Genomic DNA, 20,869 nt, shown 5'->3' on the forward strand with positions numbered 1-20,869 from the left:
AAAAAGACATTATAATAAAATAGTGTCAATTAACTGGTCTGGTAGTTAAGGCGAGAAGGTCACACCCGTTCCCATACCGAACACGGAAGTTAAGCTTCTCAGCGCCGATGGTAGTTGGGGCCTTGCCCCTGTGAGAGTAGGACGCTGCCAGGCTGGTATATAATTTAATTATTCCGCAGTAGCTCAGTGGTAGAGCTATCGGCTGTTAACCGATCGGTCGTAGGTTCGAGTCCTACCTGCGGAGCCATTTTACTTTTCTATGTATTATAAGCTATGCTTCCATAGCTCAGTAGGTAGAGCACTTCCATGGTAAGGAAGAGGTCAGCGGTTCGAGCCCGCTTGGAAGCTTACCTATATTTATAAAACGGCCCCTTGGTCAAGCGGTTAAGACACCGCCCTTTCACGGCGGTAACACGGGTTCGAATCCCGTAGGGGTCACCATTTCGGAGGATTAGCTCAGCTGGGAGAGCATCTGCCTTACAAGCAGAGGGTCGGCGGTTCGATCCCGTCATCCTCCACCATATTATGCCGGGGTAGCTCAATTGGTAGAGCAACTGACTTGTAATCAGTAGGTTGGGGGTTCAAGTCCTCTCGCCGGCACCATTCTTTTTTTGAATGTGGAGGGGTAGCGAAGTGGCTAAACGCGGCGGACTGTAAATCCGCTCCCTCCGGGTTCGGCGGTTCGAATCCGTCCCCCTCCACCATTTATATTTTTCATCATAATTGGACATGCTATTAATGTTCAGCTATTGGGCTATAGCCAAGCGGTAAGGCATCGCACTTTGACTGCGACATGCGTTGGTTCAAATCCAGCTAGCCCAGCCATTAGAGCCATTAGCTCAGTTGGTAGAGCATCTGACTTTTAATCAGAGGGTCGAAGGTTCGAGTCCTTCATGGCTCATGCGAAAATAAAAACCCTAGGATCGATTGATCTTAGGGTTTTTCCTATTATTTCTGCGGTAGTAGTTCAGTGGTGGAACTCCACCTTGCCAAGGTGCGGGTTCGAATCCGTCTTCCGCTCCACTACAATATATAAAAATACTGCCTTAAGCTGTAAAAAAAGCTTAAGGCTTTTTTGTATAAAAAGGAAAGTAAAAACGTTCCTTTCTAGCATAAATGCAACTACGCCTCAGTATTCGCTTAATAGGCCTGCCCGTCGGCGAGTTTTTCGTGTTTATTTAATGAATATTGAGAGGCTATCAAATTTGAATGTTTTCCCTGCAAATTAGAGAAGATTCCCACAAAATTTATAGATAAGTCCCCCTATTTGTCTAAATATTCCCGCATATATATACAAAATTTTGTCGAGTTGAGTCATTTGGTTGAAAGCGGTTAAAATATAGATATTAAGGGCTCTAGGAGGAATTTGTGATGAATAAAAAACTTTCAATTATTGGAATGCCAATGGACCTTGGTCAAATGCGAAGAGGGGTCGATATGGGACCAAGTGCCATCCGTTATGCTGGGATCAATGAAAGGTTAAAGCCATTATTTGATGAGGTCCACGATCTAGGGGACATCCCGATTGGTCGCCCAGAGGTAGCCGTCGATAAGGAGTCTAATTTAAGGAATTTGGATTTAGTTGCTGAGAAAAATACTCTTTTAGCTGAAAAAGTAGACGAAGCGATACAGTCAGGAGCTTTTCCGCTTGTATTAGGGGGAGACCATAGTATTGCGATTGGAACATTGGCTGGTGTAGCGAAACATTACAAGAATCTAGGGGTCATCTGGTATGATGCCCATGGTGATTTAAATACAGCTGAAACAAGCCCATCAGGAAATATTCATGGAATGCCGCTTGCGGTCAGCATTGGTTTAGGACATCCATTATTAACGGACATCGGAGGTTACTCGCCAAAGATTAAGCCTGAAAATGTGGTCATCATCGGAGCGAGATCTCTTGATGAAGGGGAAAGAATCTTAATCAGGGAAAAAGGTATTAAAGTTTATACCATGCATGAAATTGATCGGATGGGCATGACAAAGGTTATGGAAGAAACGATCAATTATCTGAAAGAAAGAACAGATGGGGTTCATTTATCGCTTGATTTGGATGGGCTAGACCCAAGCGAATGCCCTGGAGTAGGAACACCAGTTATGGGCGGAATCAGCTACCGTGAGAGCCATTTGGCAATGGAAATGCTAGAAGAAGCTAAACTGGTCACTTCTGCAGAATTTGTGGAGGTTAATCCAATACTCGATGAAAAAAATAAAACTGCCTCTATTGCAGTTGGGTTAATGGGCTCTTTGTTTGGAGAAAAACTTCTATAATATCGAAGGTGCAGCTGTATAATAAATGCAGCTGCATTCTTTTTATTTGGCATACAAATGTAAAAAACTTTTAGCAATTTTTACTATTTTTTTGATAAAATGATTGGTATTGAGAATTTTTTTCGCCATATTTGAAACTTTTTTGCTAACGGTTCGTATTATCGTATAGCCAGCATTGGAGCTGAGATAATTTCATGGATGCAATTGTTAAAAAGAGAATAAAACAAGTCATAAAAGGTGATCAGGACGCATTTGGAGAAATCGTGGAGATTTATAAAAATAGTGTCTATCAGCTGTGTTACAGGATGCTTGGAAATCGGCATGAAGCTGAGGATATGGCACAGGAAGCGTTTATCCGGGCGTATGTTAATATAAATACATTTAATCAGGATTTAAAATTCTCCACTTGGCTTTTTCGCATTGCTACGAATTTGTGCATCGATCGAATTCGTAAAAAAAAGCCCGATCATTATTTGGATGCTGAAGTAGCTGGGACGGAAGGATTAACGATGTATTCGCAAATACCTTCAGACACGCCGCTGCCGGAAAAGGAGCTGGAAAGTCTCGAACTCCAGGAAACAGTTCAAAAGGAGATTTTAAAATTACCTGAAAAATATCGATCAGCTATCGTATTAAAGTATATTGAGGACATGTCCTTAAACGAAATTAGTGAAATACTCGATCTTCCAGTAGGAACAGTGAAAACCAGAATTCACCGGGGAAGAGAAGCCTTAAGAAAACAATTACGATACGTGTGATAGAGGTGAAATTAGATGTGTCCGGAACAAATCATTGAACTGATGCATGATTATTTGGACGAAGAGATCGAACCAAATATGGAGCAAGTATTAAGAGAGCATCTCCAAAACTGTAAAGAGTGTGAAAGCATTTTTAATGAATTAAAGAAATCAATCGCTTTTGTAAAAGGCATGTCCCGTATGCAAGCTCCTCCGGATTTCACGGCAAATGTACTAGCTCGTCTGCCGAAAGAAAAGAAACAGGTTTGGATGCAGCGTTGGTTAAAAAACCACCCATTTCTTGCAGCGGCCTCATTATTTATCTTATTAATGGCTAGCGGTATTTATTCGACATGGAGTCAAGATCAGGAGTTTTCGGTTACGAAGCAAAAGAACTTGATTGTTCAAAACAATACGGTCATTGTTCCTAAAGGTGAAGTGGTCAAAGGCAATGTAGTGGTGCGCAATGGAACCCTGAAAATTGAAGGGGAAATCCAAGGAGATGCTACCGTGATCCATGGTGAAAAATACCTAGCTTCCGCCGGACATGTAACAGGAGATATTGAGGAAGTAAATGAAGTGTTTGACTGGATTTGGTATCATATGAAAAATGCACTAAATATTTTCGATTAAAAGCAAATCGCTCATGATGAGTGATTTGTTTTTTTCATCTGCAACATATAATAAAAACAAGCTGGATTTGTGATATAATGTATTGGTTATGTTTTTAACATTTGTTTTTAAAGGAATAGTTACGGAGGAAAAACTATGCCGTTTACCGATTGGGCCTTTTGGAAATATATATCGAGCGCTGTTGATATACTTCTTGTATGGTATGTTATTTATAAATTAATAAATGTGATAAAAGGAACAAAGGCAGTTCAATTATTAAAAGGGATCCTTGTTATTTTGATTGTACGGGTAGCGAGTGATTTTTTTGGATTGACCACCTTAAGCTGGATGATGCAGCAGGTCATCACTTATGGATTTTTGGCGATTATTATTATCTTTCAGCCTGAATTAAGGAGAGCTCTTGAGCAGCTGGGGAGAGGGAAGTTTTTTTCAAGGAGTACGAATCCTGACGATGATGGACAGGAAAAGACCGTCGAAGCAATTATCAAAGCGACGGAGTACATGGCCAAACGTCGAATTGGTGCGCTCATTTCAATTGAGCGTGAGACAGGGATGAGTGACTACATAGAAACGGGAATTCCATTATATTCAAAAATTTCATCTGAATTATTGATCAATATTTTTATCCCGAATACACCGTTGCATGACGGGGCGGTGGTCATTCAAAAGAATAGTGTTGCGGCTGCGGCCTGTTATCTCCCGTTATCAGAAAGCCCGTTTATCTCCAAGGAATTAGGAACACGACATCGGGCTGCCTTAGGTATTAGTGAGGTAACAGATAGTGTGACTGTTGTCGTCTCAGAGGAGACAGGCAGTATTTCGTTAACTAAAAATGGTGAGCTCCATCGTGATTTAGGAGCCGAAGAATTTAAGGAAATTCTTGCAAGGGAATTATTAGATGTAATAAAAACAAAACAGGCTTCTTCAGCTCGTTGGAACTGGAGGGGGAAAAACAATGGATAAGTTAATGGATAATCCATGGTTTATAAAAATACTGGCATTAGTATTGGCTGTTCTCCTATACTCCTCTGTGCCTCATGCAGGGAGTAAGTTTACCGATGTAAACGTACCGAGTGAAGAAACATCTGCTACGATCAAGAATATGCCGGTGAAGGTGTACTATGATACGAAAAACTTGGTGGTTTCAGGGATACCAAATACTGTAAATGTCACCATAAAAGGTCCGATTACTCATGTACAATCGGCAAGAGCTTTAAGGAATTTTGAGGTTTATGTGGATTTGACTAAAGCAAAAATCGGGAAACAAAAGATAAAGATAAAAGTTAGGAATTTGTCTGATAAATTAAGTGCGACGATTAAACCGTCATCTGTGAATGTTTCTGTTCAGGAGAAAATATCCAAAGAATATAAAGTGTCTGCAGAATTTAACTCCAATCTCGTGGACGAAGGTTATATTGCCGGGACACCTTCCATCGAACCGAAAAGGGTGAAAATTACCGGGGCAAAAAACCTGATGGATCGAATCGCTTATGTAAAAGCAGTTGTTGACGGCAAAAACAAATTGAAAGAAACAACGACCACAGAGGCTACTGTACAGGTTTTAGACAAAAATTTAAATAAATTAGACGTAGTGGTGGAACCTGGTACAGTCAAAGTAACTATACCAGTAAAATCCAACAGTAAAACGGTCCCAATCGATCTAGTGAAAAAAGGAACTCCCCCATCCGGAATCACAATTGACTCGATCACCCTAGATACAAAAGAAGCGGTGATAACTGGAAGTGAGGACGTTTTGAAAAATACAGAAAGTGTTAGGGTTGAAGTGGATGTCAGCAAAATTTCAGATAGCACCACACTGAATTTACCAGTCATTATTCCAAATGGAATCACAAAGGTCAGCCCGCAAATGGTAAAAGCAACCGTAGTTGTAAATCAACAGGGGGAGAAAACAGTTTCAGGAGTACCTATAAAAATTACAGGCTTAGCTGATCAATATAAAGCAGAAATCAATGACCCATCCAATGCGACAGTGAATTTATCGATAAATGGACCTAGTGGATCTGTTGATGATGTGGGTCCAGGCGACTTTAATGTTTTTATCGACTTATCCAATCTTACTGAAGGCAGTCATAATGTAAATATTCAAGTGGAAGGTCCCCCCAATGTGAAATGGAAGGCTGATCAAAGCACAGCAAAAGTTACAATTATAAATAATGCATAAAATGTAGCAATATACATGGTTGAAGGAGCGGATTTTGAAATGGGTAAATATTTTGGTACTGATGGTGTTCGCGGAGTCGCAAACAGCGAATTAACACCTGAACTTGCCTTTAAACTAGGCCGTTTTGGCGGATATGTGTTAACAAAGAATAAACCACGTCCAAAGGTTTTAATTGGACGTGACACACGTATATCAGGACATATGCTTGAAGGAGCTCTTGTAGCGGGTCTGTTATCGATTGGTGCTGAAGTCATGCGTTTGGGTGTTATTTCCACACCGGGCGTATCGTATTTGACAAAGGCCTTGGGAGCCCAGGCTGGCGTTATGATTTCTGCCTCCCATAACCCGGTTGCCGATAATGGGATTAAATTTTTTGGACCTGATGGCTTCAAGCTATCAGATGAACAGGAATTAGAGATAGAAGAGTTAATGGATTTACCTGATGACCAATTACCTAGACCAGTTGGAGCTGATCTTGGTCAAGTAATGGATTATTTTGAAGGCGGCCAAAAATACCTGCAATATTTGAAGAACACTGTTGATGAAGATTTTTCTGGAATCCATATTGCGCTAGACTGTGCACATGGTGCTACTTCTTCCTTAGCAAGCCATTTATTTGCTGATTTGGATGCTGATTTATCTACCATGGGGGCATCACCAAATGGGTTAAACATTAATGCAGGAGTAGGGTCAACACATCCAGAAGCATTGGCTGCTTTAGTAAAAGAAAAAGGCGCTGATGTAGGGTTAGCCTTTGATGGTGATGGAGATCGTTTAATCGCTATAGATGAACAAGGGAACATAGTGGATGGGGACCAAATCCTCTATATTTGTGGAAAGTATATGAAGGAGCATGGCCGCTTAAAACATAATACGGTTGTTTCAACTGTAATGAGTAATCTCGGATTTTATAAAGCGTTGGAGAGCCATGGTATTACCAGTGATCCAACAGCAGTTGGGGATCGATATGTTGTAGAGGAAATGAAGAATAATGGATATAACCTCGGTGGTGAGCAATCCGGGCACATTATTTTCTTGGATTACAACACAACCGGTGATGGGTTGCTAACAGGGCTTCAATTAGTCAATATCATGAAGGCAACGCAAAAGCCATTATCCGAGCTGGCAGGAGAAATGAAAAAGTATCCTCAAAAGCTCGTGAATGTAAGAGTGACGGATAAGCATCATGTGACAGACAATGTGAAGGTAAAAGAAATCATTGAGCAAGTGGAATCAGAAATGAACGGAAATGGACGGATCCTTGTTCGCCCTTCAGGCACAGAACCACTTGTCCGTGTTATGGCAGAAGCAGCTTCAGAAGAGCTTTGTGAGAGCTATGTTAGCCGTATTGTCGCCGTTGTAAAAGAAGAAATGGGTTTACAAGAATAGAGAGTAACGCTATGCATAAGGGAACATAATACTTCTCTTATGCATATTTTATTTAGGAAAGGTATTTAATTTGCCTTTTTGGGAGTAAACTACACCCAGTCATTTCCTGTTGAAACTACCTCTATTTCCATTTTAATGGTTGACGGACCTTTGTAAATCAGGTAGTATTAACTTGCTTTGTTTTAAACAAAACGAAGCACTCACATCTAATGAAAAGGAGGATAGTAAGAAACAGAACTTTTTAAAAGCGCCAGAACTAACTAAAAGAGAGTTTGGTTAGTTGACGAGGAGGAGGGTTATCGAAATGTTCGGCGGATACCTCCCGGTTGATCGCACAACCGTTGATTTCCACTTTAAAACACAAAGGCAACTTTGTGCACAAAGAGGGGAAAATGCGATACTAACATGTAAGGTATAGACAGATACCTATAAAAAACAGAGATAAGGGGGCAAGTACGCCTCCAAGCTTCCTTGCCCCCTTTAAACAGGGAGGAAACGGAATAAATGTGCGGAATTGTTGGATATATTGGAAATAATGATTCTAAGGAAATTTTGTTAAAAGGCTTAGAAAAGCTTGAATATAGAGGATATGATTCAGCAGGTATTGCTTTGAAAAATGAACAAGGTATTCATGTTTTTAAAGAAAAAGGACGTATTGCTGATTTACGCAGCATTGTGGACGAAAACATTGTTGCTAGCGTAGGAATCGGTCATACCCGCTGGGCCACTCATGGGGTGCCAAGCCAAGTGAATTCACACCCTCATCAAAGTGCCTCAGGCCGCTTTACGCTTGTTCATAACGGCGTCATTGAAAACTATGATTTGTTAAAACGTGAGTACCTCTCTGGCGTTTCTTTTAAAAGCGAAACAGATACTGAAGTTATTGTTCAGCTTGTTGAAAAATTCGTTAACGAAGGCCAAAAGGTTTTGGAGGCTTTCCGAAAAACATTATCCCTTTTACATGGTTCATATGCCCTTGCCCTTTTAGACGAACAGGATGGGGAAACCATTTATGTAGCGAAAAATAAAAGCCCGCTATTGGTTGGTTTAGGTGCTGATTTTAACGTTGTCGCGTCTGATGCGATGGCAATGCTACAAGTTACCGATCAATATGTGGAGTTAATGGACAAAGAGATTGTCATTGTTGCGAAAAAAGGAGTCGTCATCCAAAATCAAAATGGCGAAGTTATTACTCGGGCCCCATATAAAGCAGAACTTGATGCCAGTGATATCGAAAAAGGAACGTATCCGCATTACATGTTAAAGGAAATTGACGAGCAGCCTGCTGTATTGCGTAAAATTATTCAAAAGTATCAAAATGAGCAGGGTGAATTAGCAATAGACCGTGACATTATTCATGCCGTAAATGAATCAGATCGGATCTATATTATTGCTGCAGGTACATCCTATCACGCAGGATTAGTCGGAAAGCAATTCATCGAAAAATTAGCGAAGGTGCCAGTGGAAGTTCATATCTCCAGTGAATTTGGCTACAACATGCCGTTGCTTTCTGAAAAGCCGTTATTTGTATTCATTTCACAAAGCGGCGAAACAGCAGACAGCCGTGCCGTTTTAGTTCAAGTCAAGGAGATGGGCTATCCGGCATTAACCATCACCAATGTTCCGGGTTCAACTCTATCCCGTGAAGCGGATTATACTCTTTTGCTTCATGCTGGCCCTGAGATTGCCGTTGCCTCAACAAAGGCATATACTGCACAGCTAGCTGTATTGGCTATTTTTGCAGAAGTAATAGCAAAGAGCCGCGGGTTAGAAGTGGGCTTTGATTTAATTCATGAACTTGGTTTGGTCGCTAATGCTGTGGATGTTCTATGCGATTCTAAAGAGATCATTGAGATGATCTCCAGAGAGTTCTTATCGGTTACCCGTAACTGCTTCTTTATCGGTCGTGGCATTGATTTCTATGTGGGATTAGAGGGCGCCTTAAAGCTAAAGGAAATTTCCTATATTCAAGCTGAAGGTTTTGCCGGCGGTGAATTAAAGCACGGAACCATTGCCCTTATTGAAGAAGGAACACCAGTAATTGCTTTAGCTACTCAGGAGAATGTTAACCTTAGCATTCGTGGAAACGTAAAAGAAGTCGTTGCCCGCGGTGCGAACCCTTGCATCATTTCAATGAATGGTTTGAACATGGACGAAGACAGCTTCGTCATTCCAGAAGTAAACGAATTATTAACACCACTTATCTCTGTCATTCCATTACAACTGCTTGCATACTACGCAGCTCTGCACCGCGATTGCGATGTTGATAAGCCACGTAATCTTGCAAAGTCGGTGACTGTGGAGTAGTTTACTACTTATCTCAAATATTTTTGTTGATTGACAACAAAGTCGAGTACCGTACAAAAAAGTCGAGTACGGTTTTCAAAGTAAGGTATCGCTCAAAGTCATTCAATTATGTATGATTGTTTCATGCGTTGAAATGTGTAGAGAAAAAATTACCGTTCCTTAACTAAAAATAACGGTGCTTAAATAAAATGAACACTCCAAGAACCGAAGTTTTTCTGATCCAATTCAGGAGACCTTCGGTCTTTTTTTTGCCCGAAAAAGGCAGGGAAGGAAGGAGAAAAATGGCATGAAGATAAGCGGGAGAAACCAGTCATATCAACGCATTTGAAAGGATAAAAAAGGAGGAATTGCGGGAGGAAAACCGAGAAAGAAGGCGGGAAGAATCAATCCTCAACCCTTAATACTACTCTGTTATTATTATGTCGGATTCAGTGAAAAATCGTTACACAAATGAGGAAAAGGCGAGAGAAAAGCGGGAACGTTATTATTCTTTTGCGGGATTTAGAAAAGGGGCGAAAAAAGGCTTGAGGTAAAGTGGGAGAAGGGATTGAAGGGTTTAGGGGGAGGAGGAGAGCGGGAACGTTATTAAAATCGGGGGACATGAAAACCCAAAAGTTGCTAACAATTTTGAAATTGTTTTGCGCATAAAACTTACGAGGGCTTTTCAATGATAAGACTCAATCCAATTATAGGGGTTGAGTCTTTTTTTCTTCAATTTCTTTCAATATTCATGTTGAATGGCAAGATTTTTCGTGACGGACTTGGTAGCAAGTTATCTGGCTTTTACTAGGACATAAGTTGGTAGCTGCCCAGCAAAGTAGGTGCCTTTGTTTTATTGTAGTTTTGAAATAAAGCCGCGATGTTTATAAAAAGTTGCGATGTTTTGAAGAAAGTTGCGAAGCTTTACCCCTTTAGATATGGTTATCTAAAGGGGTATTCTTATAGTTAAAGGAAAAGTATTTCTGAACCAAAAGGTGTATTAGAGAATTGTTTAGTAACAATAGGGTTGTTCAGCAATCGGGCCATATTATGGGGTATAAAATTAGCCTCAATTGAGGTGAACCGTATCATAAGTAAATGAGGTTTTAACGAAAAAACAACAGCACCCTCTAATTTGCTGGAGAGGTGCTGTTTTGTTATTTGAATGGTTTACGTTAATATGCTCCTTTAATTTGAATGGTGGCAGCACCTTTTATTAGAATTGTCCCCTTGGTTTAACAAATGCTTTTTTGTAAATAATATGTTTGTTAAACAATTAATTAAGGGGGACTTGTATGCCACAGGATCGAAAAGCAGAAGTTCAAAACGATGCATACGAAGGAAAAGAGATCATGGCAGATAATCCACAATATCTACCGCGTCACGTGCAAATGGAGTTGCCTCACGAATTTTCTATAAATCCTCTGTTTGCCCGTGAAGGAGAATCAGTCGTTCCGCGCTTTCACATGCATGATAAAGGCATGTTACCAGAAACAGCGTATCAAATCGTCCATGATGAAATTGCTCTTGATGGCAATGCCCGCTTGAATCTTGCAACATTTGTTAGCACATGGATGGAGCCTGCCGCAGAGCACTTATATGCCAAATCATTCGACAAGAACATGATTGACAAGGATGAATATCCACAGACAGCCGAAATTGAGGAGCGGTGTGTCCGCATTTTAGCCAACCTCTGGCATTCGCCCACCCCCCTTACGACTATGGGCGTTTCAACAACTGGATCGTCGGAAGCATGTATGCTCGGGGGGCTTGCGTTAAAGAGACGCTGGCAAAACGCACGCAAAAGCGAAGGGAAGCCGGTGGATCGGCCCAATATTGTGTTTAGTTCTGCTGTTCAAGTCGTTTGGGAAAAATTCGCGAACTATTGGGAGGTTGAACCACGCTATGTGAAGGTTAGCCCAGAGCATCCCCAATTGGATCCTCAGGGGGTCCTCGCTGCCGTGGATGAAAATACGATTGGTGTGGTACCGATTCTCGGTGAGACTTATACCGGGCTTTACGAACCGGTTGCCGCCATTGCGAAAGCGTTGGACGATTTACAGGAGAGAACGGGCCTCGACATTCCCATGCATGTGGATGCGGCTTCGGGGGGATTTATAGCACCGTTTCTTCAACCAGATTTAGTCTGGGATTTTCAATTACCGAGGGTGAAGTCCATCAATGTATCCGGTCATAAATATGGATTAGTCTACCCTGGGTTGGGTTGGATAATTTGGCGGGAAGCTGAAGATCTCCCTGAGGATCTAATCTTCCGCGTCTCCTATTTGGGCGGGAACATGCCGACTTTTGCCCTGAATTTCTCTCGTCCTGGCGCACAAGTGCTCCTGCAATATTACAATTACCTGCGTTTGGGGAAAAGTGGGTACTATGATGTCCAAAGGGCTTCTCAGAAAGTCGCTCTTTTTCTTAGCAAGGCGATTCAGAAGATGGAACCGTTCGAACTTTTGTCCGATGGTTCGGATATTCCGGTTTTCGCTTGGCGACTGAAAGATGGTTACACATTAAACTGGAATCTTTATGATTTATCTCGACAATTGCGTGTGTTCGGCTGGCAAGTACCTGCCTATCCATTGCCTCCAGATATGGAAGCGGTCACGATTATGCGCGTTGTGGTTCGAAATGGATTTTCCATGGATCTCGCGCATTTATTTTTGATGCACCTCAAACAGGCCGTTGCCTTTCTAGATTCTCTGGACGGGCCAATGCCACATGATACGAAACGTGATAATGGGTTTCATCACTAAGTAGGGACAGATCCCGTAGCCATTAAGTTGAGCTAACCACCGGTGAAATCAACTATCTTAGATGAATCCCTCCATTAAGAAATTCATTGGAGGGAGTTTTCATGGAGATTAAGTCGACCAATAAGGATATGCTTTATACAGAAGAAAAGTTTATATCTCTTATCGATTGGGGGAACGGGTTAAGCACCCGATCTGATAAATAGACGGAGAAATTCCGCCTATTGACTCGAAAAATATGAAAATGAGTAATTTTACTTTGCATAATCGGAAAACCTCCCTTTATAAACCCTAGAACGAGCTCTATTCTGCATCTAACCGAAAAATCTGCGCTTATTTTACTATCGCTGGTTACTCAATTAAGAACAAGACTTCATATTTAAAGGAAGTGAGAGGGGGGAGGGCGATCCAAGAGAACCTCATTTAGATACCTCACGGTGAACCGTACCTTAAGTAAGTGAGGTAAATTGCCCTAGGTATTTATATAATTTTCCAATGGTTATTTTTATCATGTTAAAATGAATGAGAAACGCAAACAAAGAAAATCGTATATTAGAAGGTGAGGTAGCATATTTCATTAGCCAATGATTTTGATATGTATACTGATGAGATTGAATTGATACAAACTCAAAACCGTGTGGAATGCGATTTGTATTCAATAATCGCCTGTATCATCAGAGAAAGAAAACAAAGTAACAAATTTCTTTAAGAGATGTTCCTGCGCGACGAAAATCTGAATTTTCAACATCATTTATAGGAAATTCGGGATTTCCGTACTTCGTGATACGAGAAAGAATTAAAAGCAATAACGCAGCTACTCTTGGAGCGATTGAAGTTAAGCGTGTAGGTCAAGATTTAGACAAACATTTAGAACAGGTAAAAGGTCATCTAATTTCCTATAAAAGAGTTATCTATACGAATGGGCTCGAATGGAGGTACTATAAAGGCTCTATTGACAGCCGTCGATGGAAGGTTGAACTTGGAAAAAAAAGCAGTGATGGAAAAATCACATGGGATAACGACAATAATTGGAAGAATTAGATAAGATTGAATGGATAGAGTAAGAGTGGTTTTGCGAATTCCAATTTACATATTTCTAAAAACATACGTTTAAAAAAATGAAATTCATAGAATAATAATTATCAAAAGTGATGCTATATTACAACCTCATTTAGCAATGCCACGGTGAACTGTATCATAAATAATATTCAAAATAGTATTATTCAACAATCGGGCGCTTTTCTTTAGTAAGAAGGCGTCTTTTTTATATGCTCTACACAAAAGATTGTGAAGATTTTCACTTAAACTATTGTTCCGTTAAAACTAAGTTGTACGCTGTTAAAAGTAAGTTATACTCTATTAAAACTAAGTTGTACTTTTTAAAAGCAAGTTGTACTCTAGATAATCTAAAGGAATGTCTCAATTTAGGGGACATTCCTTTTTCTAACCTAATTTCTTTATTAAACAAAAGCACCCGTTACTTTAAGTACAGTATTTCACAATCTAACTCGTTAATCGAACAAGGAAGAGTAGATGCATTATTTAGGCATCCTACACTGTTAGTTAATAAGCACCATTGAAAAACCAGAATATTAAATTATAAAACGAAGATTTTTGTGGACTACACTAAAAAATTAATATGGGTTAGGTTGATAAAAATAATTGGGTTTTTTAATGTCATTATTATATGGTTTGTGGAAAATATGGGTTGCAGCTGGTGACAGTGGTGGAATAAGCCACGTCCAGTCGCCTGTAATAGACCTTTCACTTGCCCTTTCTTTTTCTTCGAATTTTTTGAATTGTTGTGCAGCCGTATGATGGTCTACAATACTAACCCCATCCTCCTTAAAGGAATGTAAAACTGCAGTATTCAATTCTAAGAGTGCCCTATCCTTCCATAAAGATATATTACTTTTTATGTCCAACCCCATTAAATTTCCTATTTGAGGAAGCATATTATACCGCGATTCATCCGCAAAGTTCCTTGCCCCTATCTCAGTCCCCATATACCAGCCATTAAAAGGAGCAGCGGTATACGTAATGCCGCCAATTTCTAAAATCATATCCGAGATCATCGGTACTGCATACCATTTCAAATTTAAATCATTAAACCATTTGTAATTGGGATGACGAATTGGCACTTCGAGAAGAAGCTTTTCTGGAATCTGGGCTACTTTTGGATGATGATCATTTATTTGAACGACTAAGGGTAAAACATCGAAATTTCCAAACTTCGGTTCCCATCCTAAATCTATACAGGTCTCGGTAAAGGAAATGGAGTGTGGATCCCCTAAAACACCTTGTTCCGTTTTGTAACCTGCATAGCGAATTAATTGGTGATTCCATATACGAACTTTTTGGTTCGAAGCTTTTTGTGAAAAAATGGTGATTGTAGGGCGTATTCGTCCCTTATTCGTTGCATATTCAATGTGTTCAAATAAGGCTTCGATAATTTCTTCTTCTGTCTTTAGGTTCCTCTTATCGATCACGTTTAATTGATCCCAAAATAATCTTCCTATACAACGGTTACTATTACGCCAAGCCATTTTTGCCCCATATTCAAGCTCTAGGTTGGTGTGTTCATAAAAACCTTTATTCCGTATCTGTTCATTCAATTCATTCAATCTATGTTCCACTTCCTGCTCTGTTTTATTTAATTCTCTATAACAGGTCCGGATAAATTCCTCAGCTTCCTTTAGTAAATCAGTAATCAAAACAAATCCTCCTTGGGTATCTGGCAGATAATATCCTATTATATAAAAAAGATCCAAGCCTAAACAAATAATATTGTTTCAAAATCAACTTTACCATTTAACCCAAAGAGATTTCCATCCCATTTCAACAATCCTACTCCGTTAGCTGTTGAGTGACAATAAAGTTGTTTAAAAAGCACACGTTATCGATTACAATTAATGTAATCGAACGTGTGTTTTTTATTTAGAGTAGTGTAGATAAAATGGTTAAAATGTTAAAGGGAAGAAGTTAACTTTAAGGAAATCAATAAAAGAGCCGAACTTTTTGGGTAAAAATGTTTTGGTTAATGATCCCTAGGAATATGTCGGAATGTGGTTAAGGAGAAATAAAAATAGTGGCAATGCAATTTTTTATTGGCAACAAACCAGACAATTTTATGAAGCTGCAATGATGTTACCTCTTACTTTTTCAGTATCTGTTTTGACAAGATGATGAACTTTTTATAATCACTCAGAACTAATTGCTTGTAACAGTTACCGTATTTCCTTGGGATAGCGAACAGTACCTAACAATGTTCGCTATCAATACTTCCTTAGTTCTTGATAAGATCCATGACATCTCGTCTCATGGTTTGCTGAGCCACTTCGGTTGGTTTCCCCATACGAACTAGCATTTGAATGACTTTTCCATTTGGTGCATATTCCGCATGGATTTTCGTATGCGGTTCCTTCATTTCGGGGTACTCTTCCAACACTTGACTTGGCGGCTGCATCACAAAGCCCATATTATGTGCTTCCAATATGAGACGACTATAGAGCATACCTGCTTTTACCTGATTACTACGGCTATTATCTTTTGTAATAATCATCGCATAGATTGGTGTATGTTCCACGGCAATCTGTGTGGACTTCACAAACAAATCAGCTGATGCTTTCTCATTGTTGATGGAAGGAAATAGGGTGATCATTCCTTGCATCACATTTTTCTTCAATTCTGTAATTCCTTCCCCTTCCAATGAAAATCCATATCTGTACTTGTTCTTTTCATACTCATTCGCCCGAAATATATTTGCAGATTCTTCATTAATACGATGTACAGCAGACTCAATTTTAGCCCCTTCAATAGCGTATTGACCAAGTCTATCTAAATTCTCTTGATCTGAAAAAATTTCTAATGTCACACCTTTTTCATCAGAGATATCTTTTAGCTTATTTACTTGGGCTTTCGTTAATGTCGTTGTCTTATAGGCTCCTCTGTTTGTATCAGGAAGAAATATGTATGGATAAAGTTCATTATTTATTGGTTCCACTTTTGTCAGAGAAATTTTTGCAACTGGTTTTGCATCCATGCTTTCTTTTAGGTTCGCTTCATCATAATTGCCGTTTGGAAAAAGAACGATGTCTGTGTGATAGCCTAATTGATCACCTGTCTCTTTCACATATTCTAAAAAAGTCCCTTGTGTCACCATCGTTTGACGAGCATAAGGATCCACTTGTGGAGCTAACCGATTTGAATCGGCATACAGGTAAAAGACATTTGCATCTTTTTGATCCAGACGTACAATCCATGGCTGCATATTATGTCCATTCGCAGCTAGTAAACCATGGGCAGCAAGGCGTACTCTTATATCCTTAAATTGTTGTGAATAGGTAGTCTTCCATGGATCTAAATAATGTTTAGTCGAAAAAATGCCACTTTTTATCATTAAAACAGAGAAAACACCTACGATGATCATGACAAAAGTTAAGAAAAACATAGTCATCATCTTTAATCCTTTCTTTTTCATTTTTCTCGATCACATCCTTAATTTTTAATAGATGTAAGTAGTAATTCAAACGCTTCAGGTATTAGCTCTTCGGAATTTCTATGGTGATAATGTTTGATATAATTAGCTTTCTTCTTCGCTACATGAAAGACTCCAATTGTGGTTGACCATAAAATCACTGCTGTATTTAAAAGATCCAAGTCTTTTCGTATGGAACCTTCCTCCACTCCCTGTTGTAATGTCGTCATCAAAAACCTGAAAACTTTTTCCCCTTCGGCATAGCATTCTTCTCTCGATTGATCGGTGATCCCTTTTTCAAAATCTCGTTCACTCGTTTCATATTCTACAATTGCCTCAAAATAGTTAGGTTGTAACTGGCTAAATGTAAAAAGAGTTGTTCCGATTTGTCTTAATCGTTGCAAAGAATTCCCATCCAGTAATGTGTTGAGGTCTTCTTCTAACACGGTATTTAATAATTTCCATCCTCTAATCATAATTTCAAAATAGAGTTGCTCTTTGCTTTTAAAATAAACGTATACAGTTCGTTTGCTAAACTCTGCTTCTTTCGCTACATCGTCCATGGTTGATGTAGAATATCCCTTTGTAAAAAACACTCGTTCAGCAGCTTCAATAATATCGTTCCTTCGAATTTCCTTTTCCCTTTGTTTTCGTTCAGATACTCCCATTTACTCAACCCTTTCACTAGAATGATATAAAGTATACTATTAGTTTACTTTACAACATCATGGTGCATAAAACAATACTTATCACCAAAATCACCCATTTTCTAATCCGTTTTTAGTAGACAATGTTCTTAAACTTTATTAGGGTAAATTACAGAATGACAATTAAATCAATTGCGAAAAGGGGAGTTAAAAAAAGTGGATAAACTTATTGCCATTCAATGGAAAAAAGCCATTTGTGATTATTTTATTAAGTATCACAGATGGCTTTTTATTTTAGAATAATCCAGCTTCCCTTGCGGCAGATATACTATTTCTAGCAAACTCTTCTGCGGACTTGCCGACATTCTCCCAATGTATATACATTAAACGTGGATTTTCAAACAGCCAATGATTATGAAAGGCCGTTACGATAAGGCCTCTTTTCCGTAATGCGGCAATAAATCGATTAAGTTCCCTTTGGAGAACAACCGATTCACCAAGATTTAGACCATTATTTTCAAAGGATAACATAAACGGAAGTGCAAGCGGTGAACGTGTGCGGCGACCTAAAATAGTCGCATTAATATCTCGAAGACGCATTACAGTACACACAGGCGCTGCTGAAACAACCTCGCCGCCAATAATATCAGCCAGTCGTTGGCAAGTTGAAGCAGTTATTTCTCTAACAGCACCATGATCAGTACGTGTCATTCGTTTGCTTGACCGATGTCCCGTAGAATGTGAACTAGATTCCATTTCAATATCCATCTGATTGCTAACACTATTGTTAGACTGATGTCCAGTTGTTCTTGATCTGGATTCTAATTCTTCATCCATCTGATTTCTCCTCAAAAAGCTTGTATCAATATCAGGGTTAGCCATTCCGAACCAACCATCAAAAATGTCTCTTCTTTCCATTAAAATCACCTCCTGTTCTTAAACAAAAAAAAAATTTTAGAAGAAACCTGCTTCTTTTGCAGCTTCAAAACTATTTCTAGCAAACTCAAACGGATCTCCAACGTTCTCCCAATGCATATACATTAACCGTGGTTTTTCAAACAGCCAGTGGTTATGGAAGGCAGTTACGATAAGACCTCTTATTTGTAATGCAGACATCAGAGCATTAGCTTCCTTTTGAAGGAGTACAGTTTCTCCAAGGTTAAGGGTTCTTCCTCTTATATTGTTTTCAAAGGAAAGAGCAAATGGAAGGGCTAATGGGGATTCTGTTCTGCGACCTAAAATCGTAGCATTAATATTTCGAAGGCGCTGAACGACGCATGCTGGCGTTGATGCGATGACCATACCTCCGATAATATCTGCTAATTGTTGGCATGTTGAAGTGCTGATTCCTCCAACTGAATTACGACTATTATTGCTCCTTGCAGGACGCCATACACCTTGAGGACCTGATCCCAATTCATGATGAAATTCATTTTTTCCCAATTCTATCACCTCCTTGTCCACTGTTCACTTAACATATTATTCAGGGATATTGGACAAGAGTGGACTATTGGCTCGGGACAAATATCTTTTTATAATTCATTTTTTGAATATGATGTTATCTTCAATTTGGATTACGTTCATTAATTGTTGATCAACGGATGCATATGTTAAATAGGACAGGTTGCTAAGGCAACCCTTTTTCTTATTCTACGAACATGGTAAGTAAATACCATAAAGAGTTTATAAACTTACAAATTTTATATCTTATATTGTAATTTTATGGTAAAATTTACTAAGAACACTATAGGAACATTTGATACTATAAGGGGATCGAACATGCCTGTAAAAGAAACAATAAACTACTATTCTCCAATATCTGAATTTCTACCAATAACAGCTGTTGTATTGGCTGTTGGCTTAATTAGTTATTTCATATTCCAATCCAGGAGTAAAATCCGAAAATAAGGCTGTCATTTAGGCAGCTTTTCTTATTGAATGAAAAGTGAAGGAAAGTGGAACAATCGCCAGTAGCTTTTTTCAACAAACAGTCCATTTAATGGAGTAATGCTTATGGGGAAAATTTAAATGAAACATTGGGTAATGGGGGGAGTAAAAGATGCGAAATTTTAAGGGGTATTGTTTATTTATAATTATCATCTTGTTGCTAACAGGGTGTAACAGTATAGAGAAAGAAAAACCGTCATCAAATCCGAAAATATCCATTGAGCCATATAACATGAGTGAAAAAGAAAAACTGCTTATTAGCAAGACAGGTGTAGGACAAATTGAATTTTTCAAGCTGAATGGCACTCTGAAAGAAGATGATCAATTGCAATTTTCGGTGGTCGAGTTTGAAAACGGTAAGTTTAAAAAGGAGTTGCTAAATACTTCGGGTGGGCCAGATACAAAATTTAAAGACAACTTTATTTCTTTTGGAATAAGTAGTTCGGAAGATGAAGACCATTCTTTAAAGCTGTTAACAGGTGTACCATCTGGACTTGCTTCAACAGAGTATTCAAATAAGATGACAATGTCTTCCTTTAGTAAATTGATAGGAGAAAAGGTTTCTTTAGAGAAGAATAAACCTGCTTATTTAGTAGCTTGGTTAGGCGCAACTAAAAACAGTTTGCGTTCTGTTGAAAGCGAAAATGGCGAATTACCTACAGGTATTGAAGAAGCTGAGATTGCACTTTTATACAAAGTTTTATGGACCGATAAAAAAAAGAAATAACTTTATAGATATCGGGAGCAATTCTGTAGCAAGAATTGCTTTCTTTATTTTTGATATGTTTAAGGTTTTTACTTAAAACAAACGATTCTGTTTTGTGGAAGAGTACCCATACATATAAATGTGATTTATTGGATAGTTTAACAAAAAGGGGGGAGAAGGACTCTTAGAAAGGGATGATAATGCTATGACAATAAAAATTCAAAGATTGATTAATGTTGCTATGGTCTTACTATCATGGTTGACGCTACCCTTGTTAGGGTCACGTAACATAAAAAGATTTCTTCCCGCATCCATCCTGATTATCCTTATTGACGGTATTAGCATTCAAATTGGAAAAAAACTAAAATGGTGGGTTTTCTATAATAAACCACAATCATACTTATTTGGGGAATTTCCTTTTAGTATTGGACCGTTTTTTGCAAGCTCCATGTGGACTCTAAAGTGGACATACGGAAATGTTAAAAAGTTTATTTTATTAAATGCCATTATAAATGGTATCTTTGCATTTCCAGTTGCAAGTCTAGCAAGTAAATTTAGGTATTACAGATTGGTTCGACTAAATAATTACCAATTTTTCCTCAATTTCCTTTCGAAGGCATTATTATTGTATGGGATTCAATATCTTCTTGAATTAACAAGGAAAAAGAAATCTAAATTCTTTCACTGATAATAAAGATTTATGTTATATTGACAATCTAATCTTTTTTTATTATTCTTTTTAAAAAGCGTTTATGAATTTAATAAAGTTTCGTATAACTCCAATAATTGGTTTGGAGGTCTCTACCAGGAACCGAAATTCCTGATTACGAAG

General features: G+C 38.8%; 15 protein-coding genes, 8 tRNA genes, 1 rRNA gene and 1 riboswitch. Of the genes, 19 read left to right on the top strand and 5 right to left on the bottom strand.

Going from position 1 to position 20,869, the window contains the following annotated elements:
- Positions 1-37 precede the first annotated feature (37 nt).
- The 18 genes from rrf to V7083_RS11085 all read left to right on the top strand — a co-directional run bounded on the left by rrf (position 38) and on the right by V7083_RS11085 (position 13,301).
- Positions 38-153 (top strand): 5S ribosomal RNA (gene rrf / locus V7083_RS11000).
- 19 nt (positions 154-172) lie between these two features.
- Positions 173-247 (top strand) — tRNA-Asn (locus V7083_RS11005).
- A gap of 28 nt (positions 248-275) precedes the next feature.
- Positions 276-348: transfer RNA gene (locus V7083_RS11010), tRNA-Thr, on the top strand.
- 18 nt (positions 349-366) lie between these two features.
- Positions 367-441 (top strand) — tRNA-Glu (locus V7083_RS11015).
- A gap of 4 nt (positions 442-445) precedes the next feature.
- Positions 446-521 (top strand) — tRNA-Val (locus V7083_RS11020).
- Between the two features lie 6 nt (positions 522-527).
- Positions 528-603: transfer RNA gene (locus V7083_RS11025), tRNA-Thr, on the top strand.
- A 16-nt stretch (positions 604-619) separates the two neighbouring features.
- A tRNA-Tyr gene (locus V7083_RS11030) sits at positions 620-704 on the top strand.
- A gap of 46 nt (positions 705-750) precedes the next feature.
- Positions 751-825, top strand: a tRNA-Gln gene (locus tag V7083_RS11035).
- Between the two features lie 3 nt (positions 826-828).
- Positions 829-901 (top strand) — tRNA-Lys (locus tag V7083_RS11040).
- A gap of 470 nt (positions 902-1,371) precedes the next feature.
- Positions 1,372-2,271 (top strand): arginase, encoded by a 900-nt coding sequence (gene rocF, locus V7083_RS11045; RefSeq protein WP_335477624.1) that lies wholly within the window; start codon positions 1,372-1,374, stop codon positions 2,269-2,271.
- 194 nt (positions 2,272-2,465) lie between these two features.
- Positions 2,466-3,029, top strand: a complete 564-nt coding sequence (sigW, locus tag V7083_RS11050) for an RNA polymerase sigma factor SigW (RefSeq protein ID WP_335477626.1) — start codon at positions 2,466-2,468, stop codon at positions 3,027-3,029.
- A 15-nt stretch (positions 3,030-3,044) separates the two neighbouring features.
- The gene (locus V7083_RS11055; protein ID WP_335477628.1) at positions 3,045-3,641 is read left to right on the top strand and encodes an anti-sigma factor family protein; all 597 of its coding nucleotides are present in this window, start codon (positions 3,045-3,047) and stop codon (positions 3,639-3,641) included.
- 135 nt (positions 3,642-3,776) lie between these two features.
- Entirely contained in the window at positions 3,777-4,604 is an 828-nt protein-coding gene (gene cdaA, locus V7083_RS11060; protein WP_335477630.1) for a diadenylate cyclase CdaA, read from the top strand.
- Positions 4,597-5,823, top strand: coding sequence for a CdaR family protein (locus tag V7083_RS11065; protein WP_335477632.1), 1,227 nt, complete (start codon positions 4,597-4,599; stop codon positions 5,821-5,823). Before cdaA ends, V7083_RS11065 begins: the two co-directional genes overlap by 8 nt.
- A 39-nt stretch (positions 5,824-5,862) precedes the next feature.
- Entirely contained in the window at positions 5,863-7,212 is a 1,350-nt protein-coding gene (glmM, locus tag V7083_RS11070; protein ID WP_335477634.1) for a phosphoglucosamine mutase, read from the top strand.
- A gap of 504 nt (positions 7,213-7,716) precedes the next feature.
- On the top strand, positions 7,717-9,519 hold the full coding sequence (gene glmS, locus V7083_RS11075) for a glutamine--fructose-6-phosphate transaminase (isomerizing) (protein ID WP_335477636.1): 1,803 nt from the start codon (positions 7,717-7,719) through the stop codon (positions 9,517-9,519).
- 1,274 nt (positions 9,520-10,793) lie between these two features.
- On the top strand, positions 10,794-12,263 hold the full coding sequence (locus V7083_RS11080) for a glutamate decarboxylase (RefSeq protein ID WP_335477638.1): 1,470 nt from the start codon (positions 10,794-10,796) through the stop codon (positions 12,261-12,263).
- Positions 12,264-13,040: 777 nt separating this feature from the next.
- A complete protein-coding gene (locus V7083_RS11085; RefSeq protein ID WP_335477640.1) occupies positions 13,041-13,301 on the top strand; it encodes a hypothetical protein in 261 nt (86 codons plus the stop codon).
- A 593-nt stretch (positions 13,302-13,894) separates the two neighbouring features.
- Here the strand turns inward: V7083_RS11085 and V7083_RS11090 are convergent.
- The 5 genes from V7083_RS11090 to V7083_RS11110 all read right to left on the bottom strand — a co-directional run bounded on the left by V7083_RS11090 (position 13,895) and on the right by V7083_RS11110 (position 18,827).
- Entirely contained in the window at positions 13,895-14,974 is a 1,080-nt protein-coding gene (locus tag V7083_RS11090) for a nitric oxide synthase oxygenase (protein WP_335477642.1), read from the bottom strand.
- Positions 14,975-15,546: 572 nt separating this feature from the next.
- Positions 15,547-16,740, bottom strand: coding sequence for an Acg family FMN-binding oxidoreductase (locus V7083_RS11095; protein ID WP_335477644.1), 1,194 nt, complete (start codon positions 16,738-16,740; stop codon positions 15,547-15,549).
- Positions 16,741-16,757: 17 nt separating this feature from the next.
- Positions 16,758-17,405, bottom strand: a complete 648-nt coding sequence (locus tag V7083_RS11100) for a TetR/AcrR family transcriptional regulator (protein ID WP_335477646.1) — start codon at positions 17,403-17,405, stop codon at positions 16,758-16,760.
- 273 nt (positions 17,406-17,678) lie between these two features.
- Positions 17,679-18,302, bottom strand: coding sequence for a DUF1259 domain-containing protein (locus V7083_RS11105; protein WP_335477648.1), 624 nt, complete (start codon positions 18,300-18,302; stop codon positions 17,679-17,681).
- A gap of 36 nt (positions 18,303-18,338) precedes the next feature.
- Positions 18,339-18,827: a DUF1259 domain-containing protein gene (locus V7083_RS11110; protein ID WP_335477650.1), complete on the bottom strand. Its 489-nt coding sequence runs from the start codon at positions 18,825-18,827 to the stop codon at positions 18,339-18,341.
- Positions 18,828-19,443: 616 nt separating this feature from the next.
- Here V7083_RS11110 and V7083_RS11115 point away from each other — a divergent pair.
- Complete coding sequence (locus V7083_RS11115; protein WP_335477652.1) at positions 19,444-20,058, top strand: hypothetical protein; 615 nt, start codon at positions 19,444-19,446, stop codon at positions 20,056-20,058.
- 728 nt (positions 20,059-20,786) lie between these two features.
- Positions 20,787-20,869: riboswitch (purine riboswitch) on the top strand.

Origin of the sequence: Bacillus sp. JJ1764 (assembly GCF_036962145.1) — a bacterium.
Classification (GTDB): Bacteria; Bacillota; Bacilli; order Bacillales; family Cytobacillaceae; genus Neobacillus.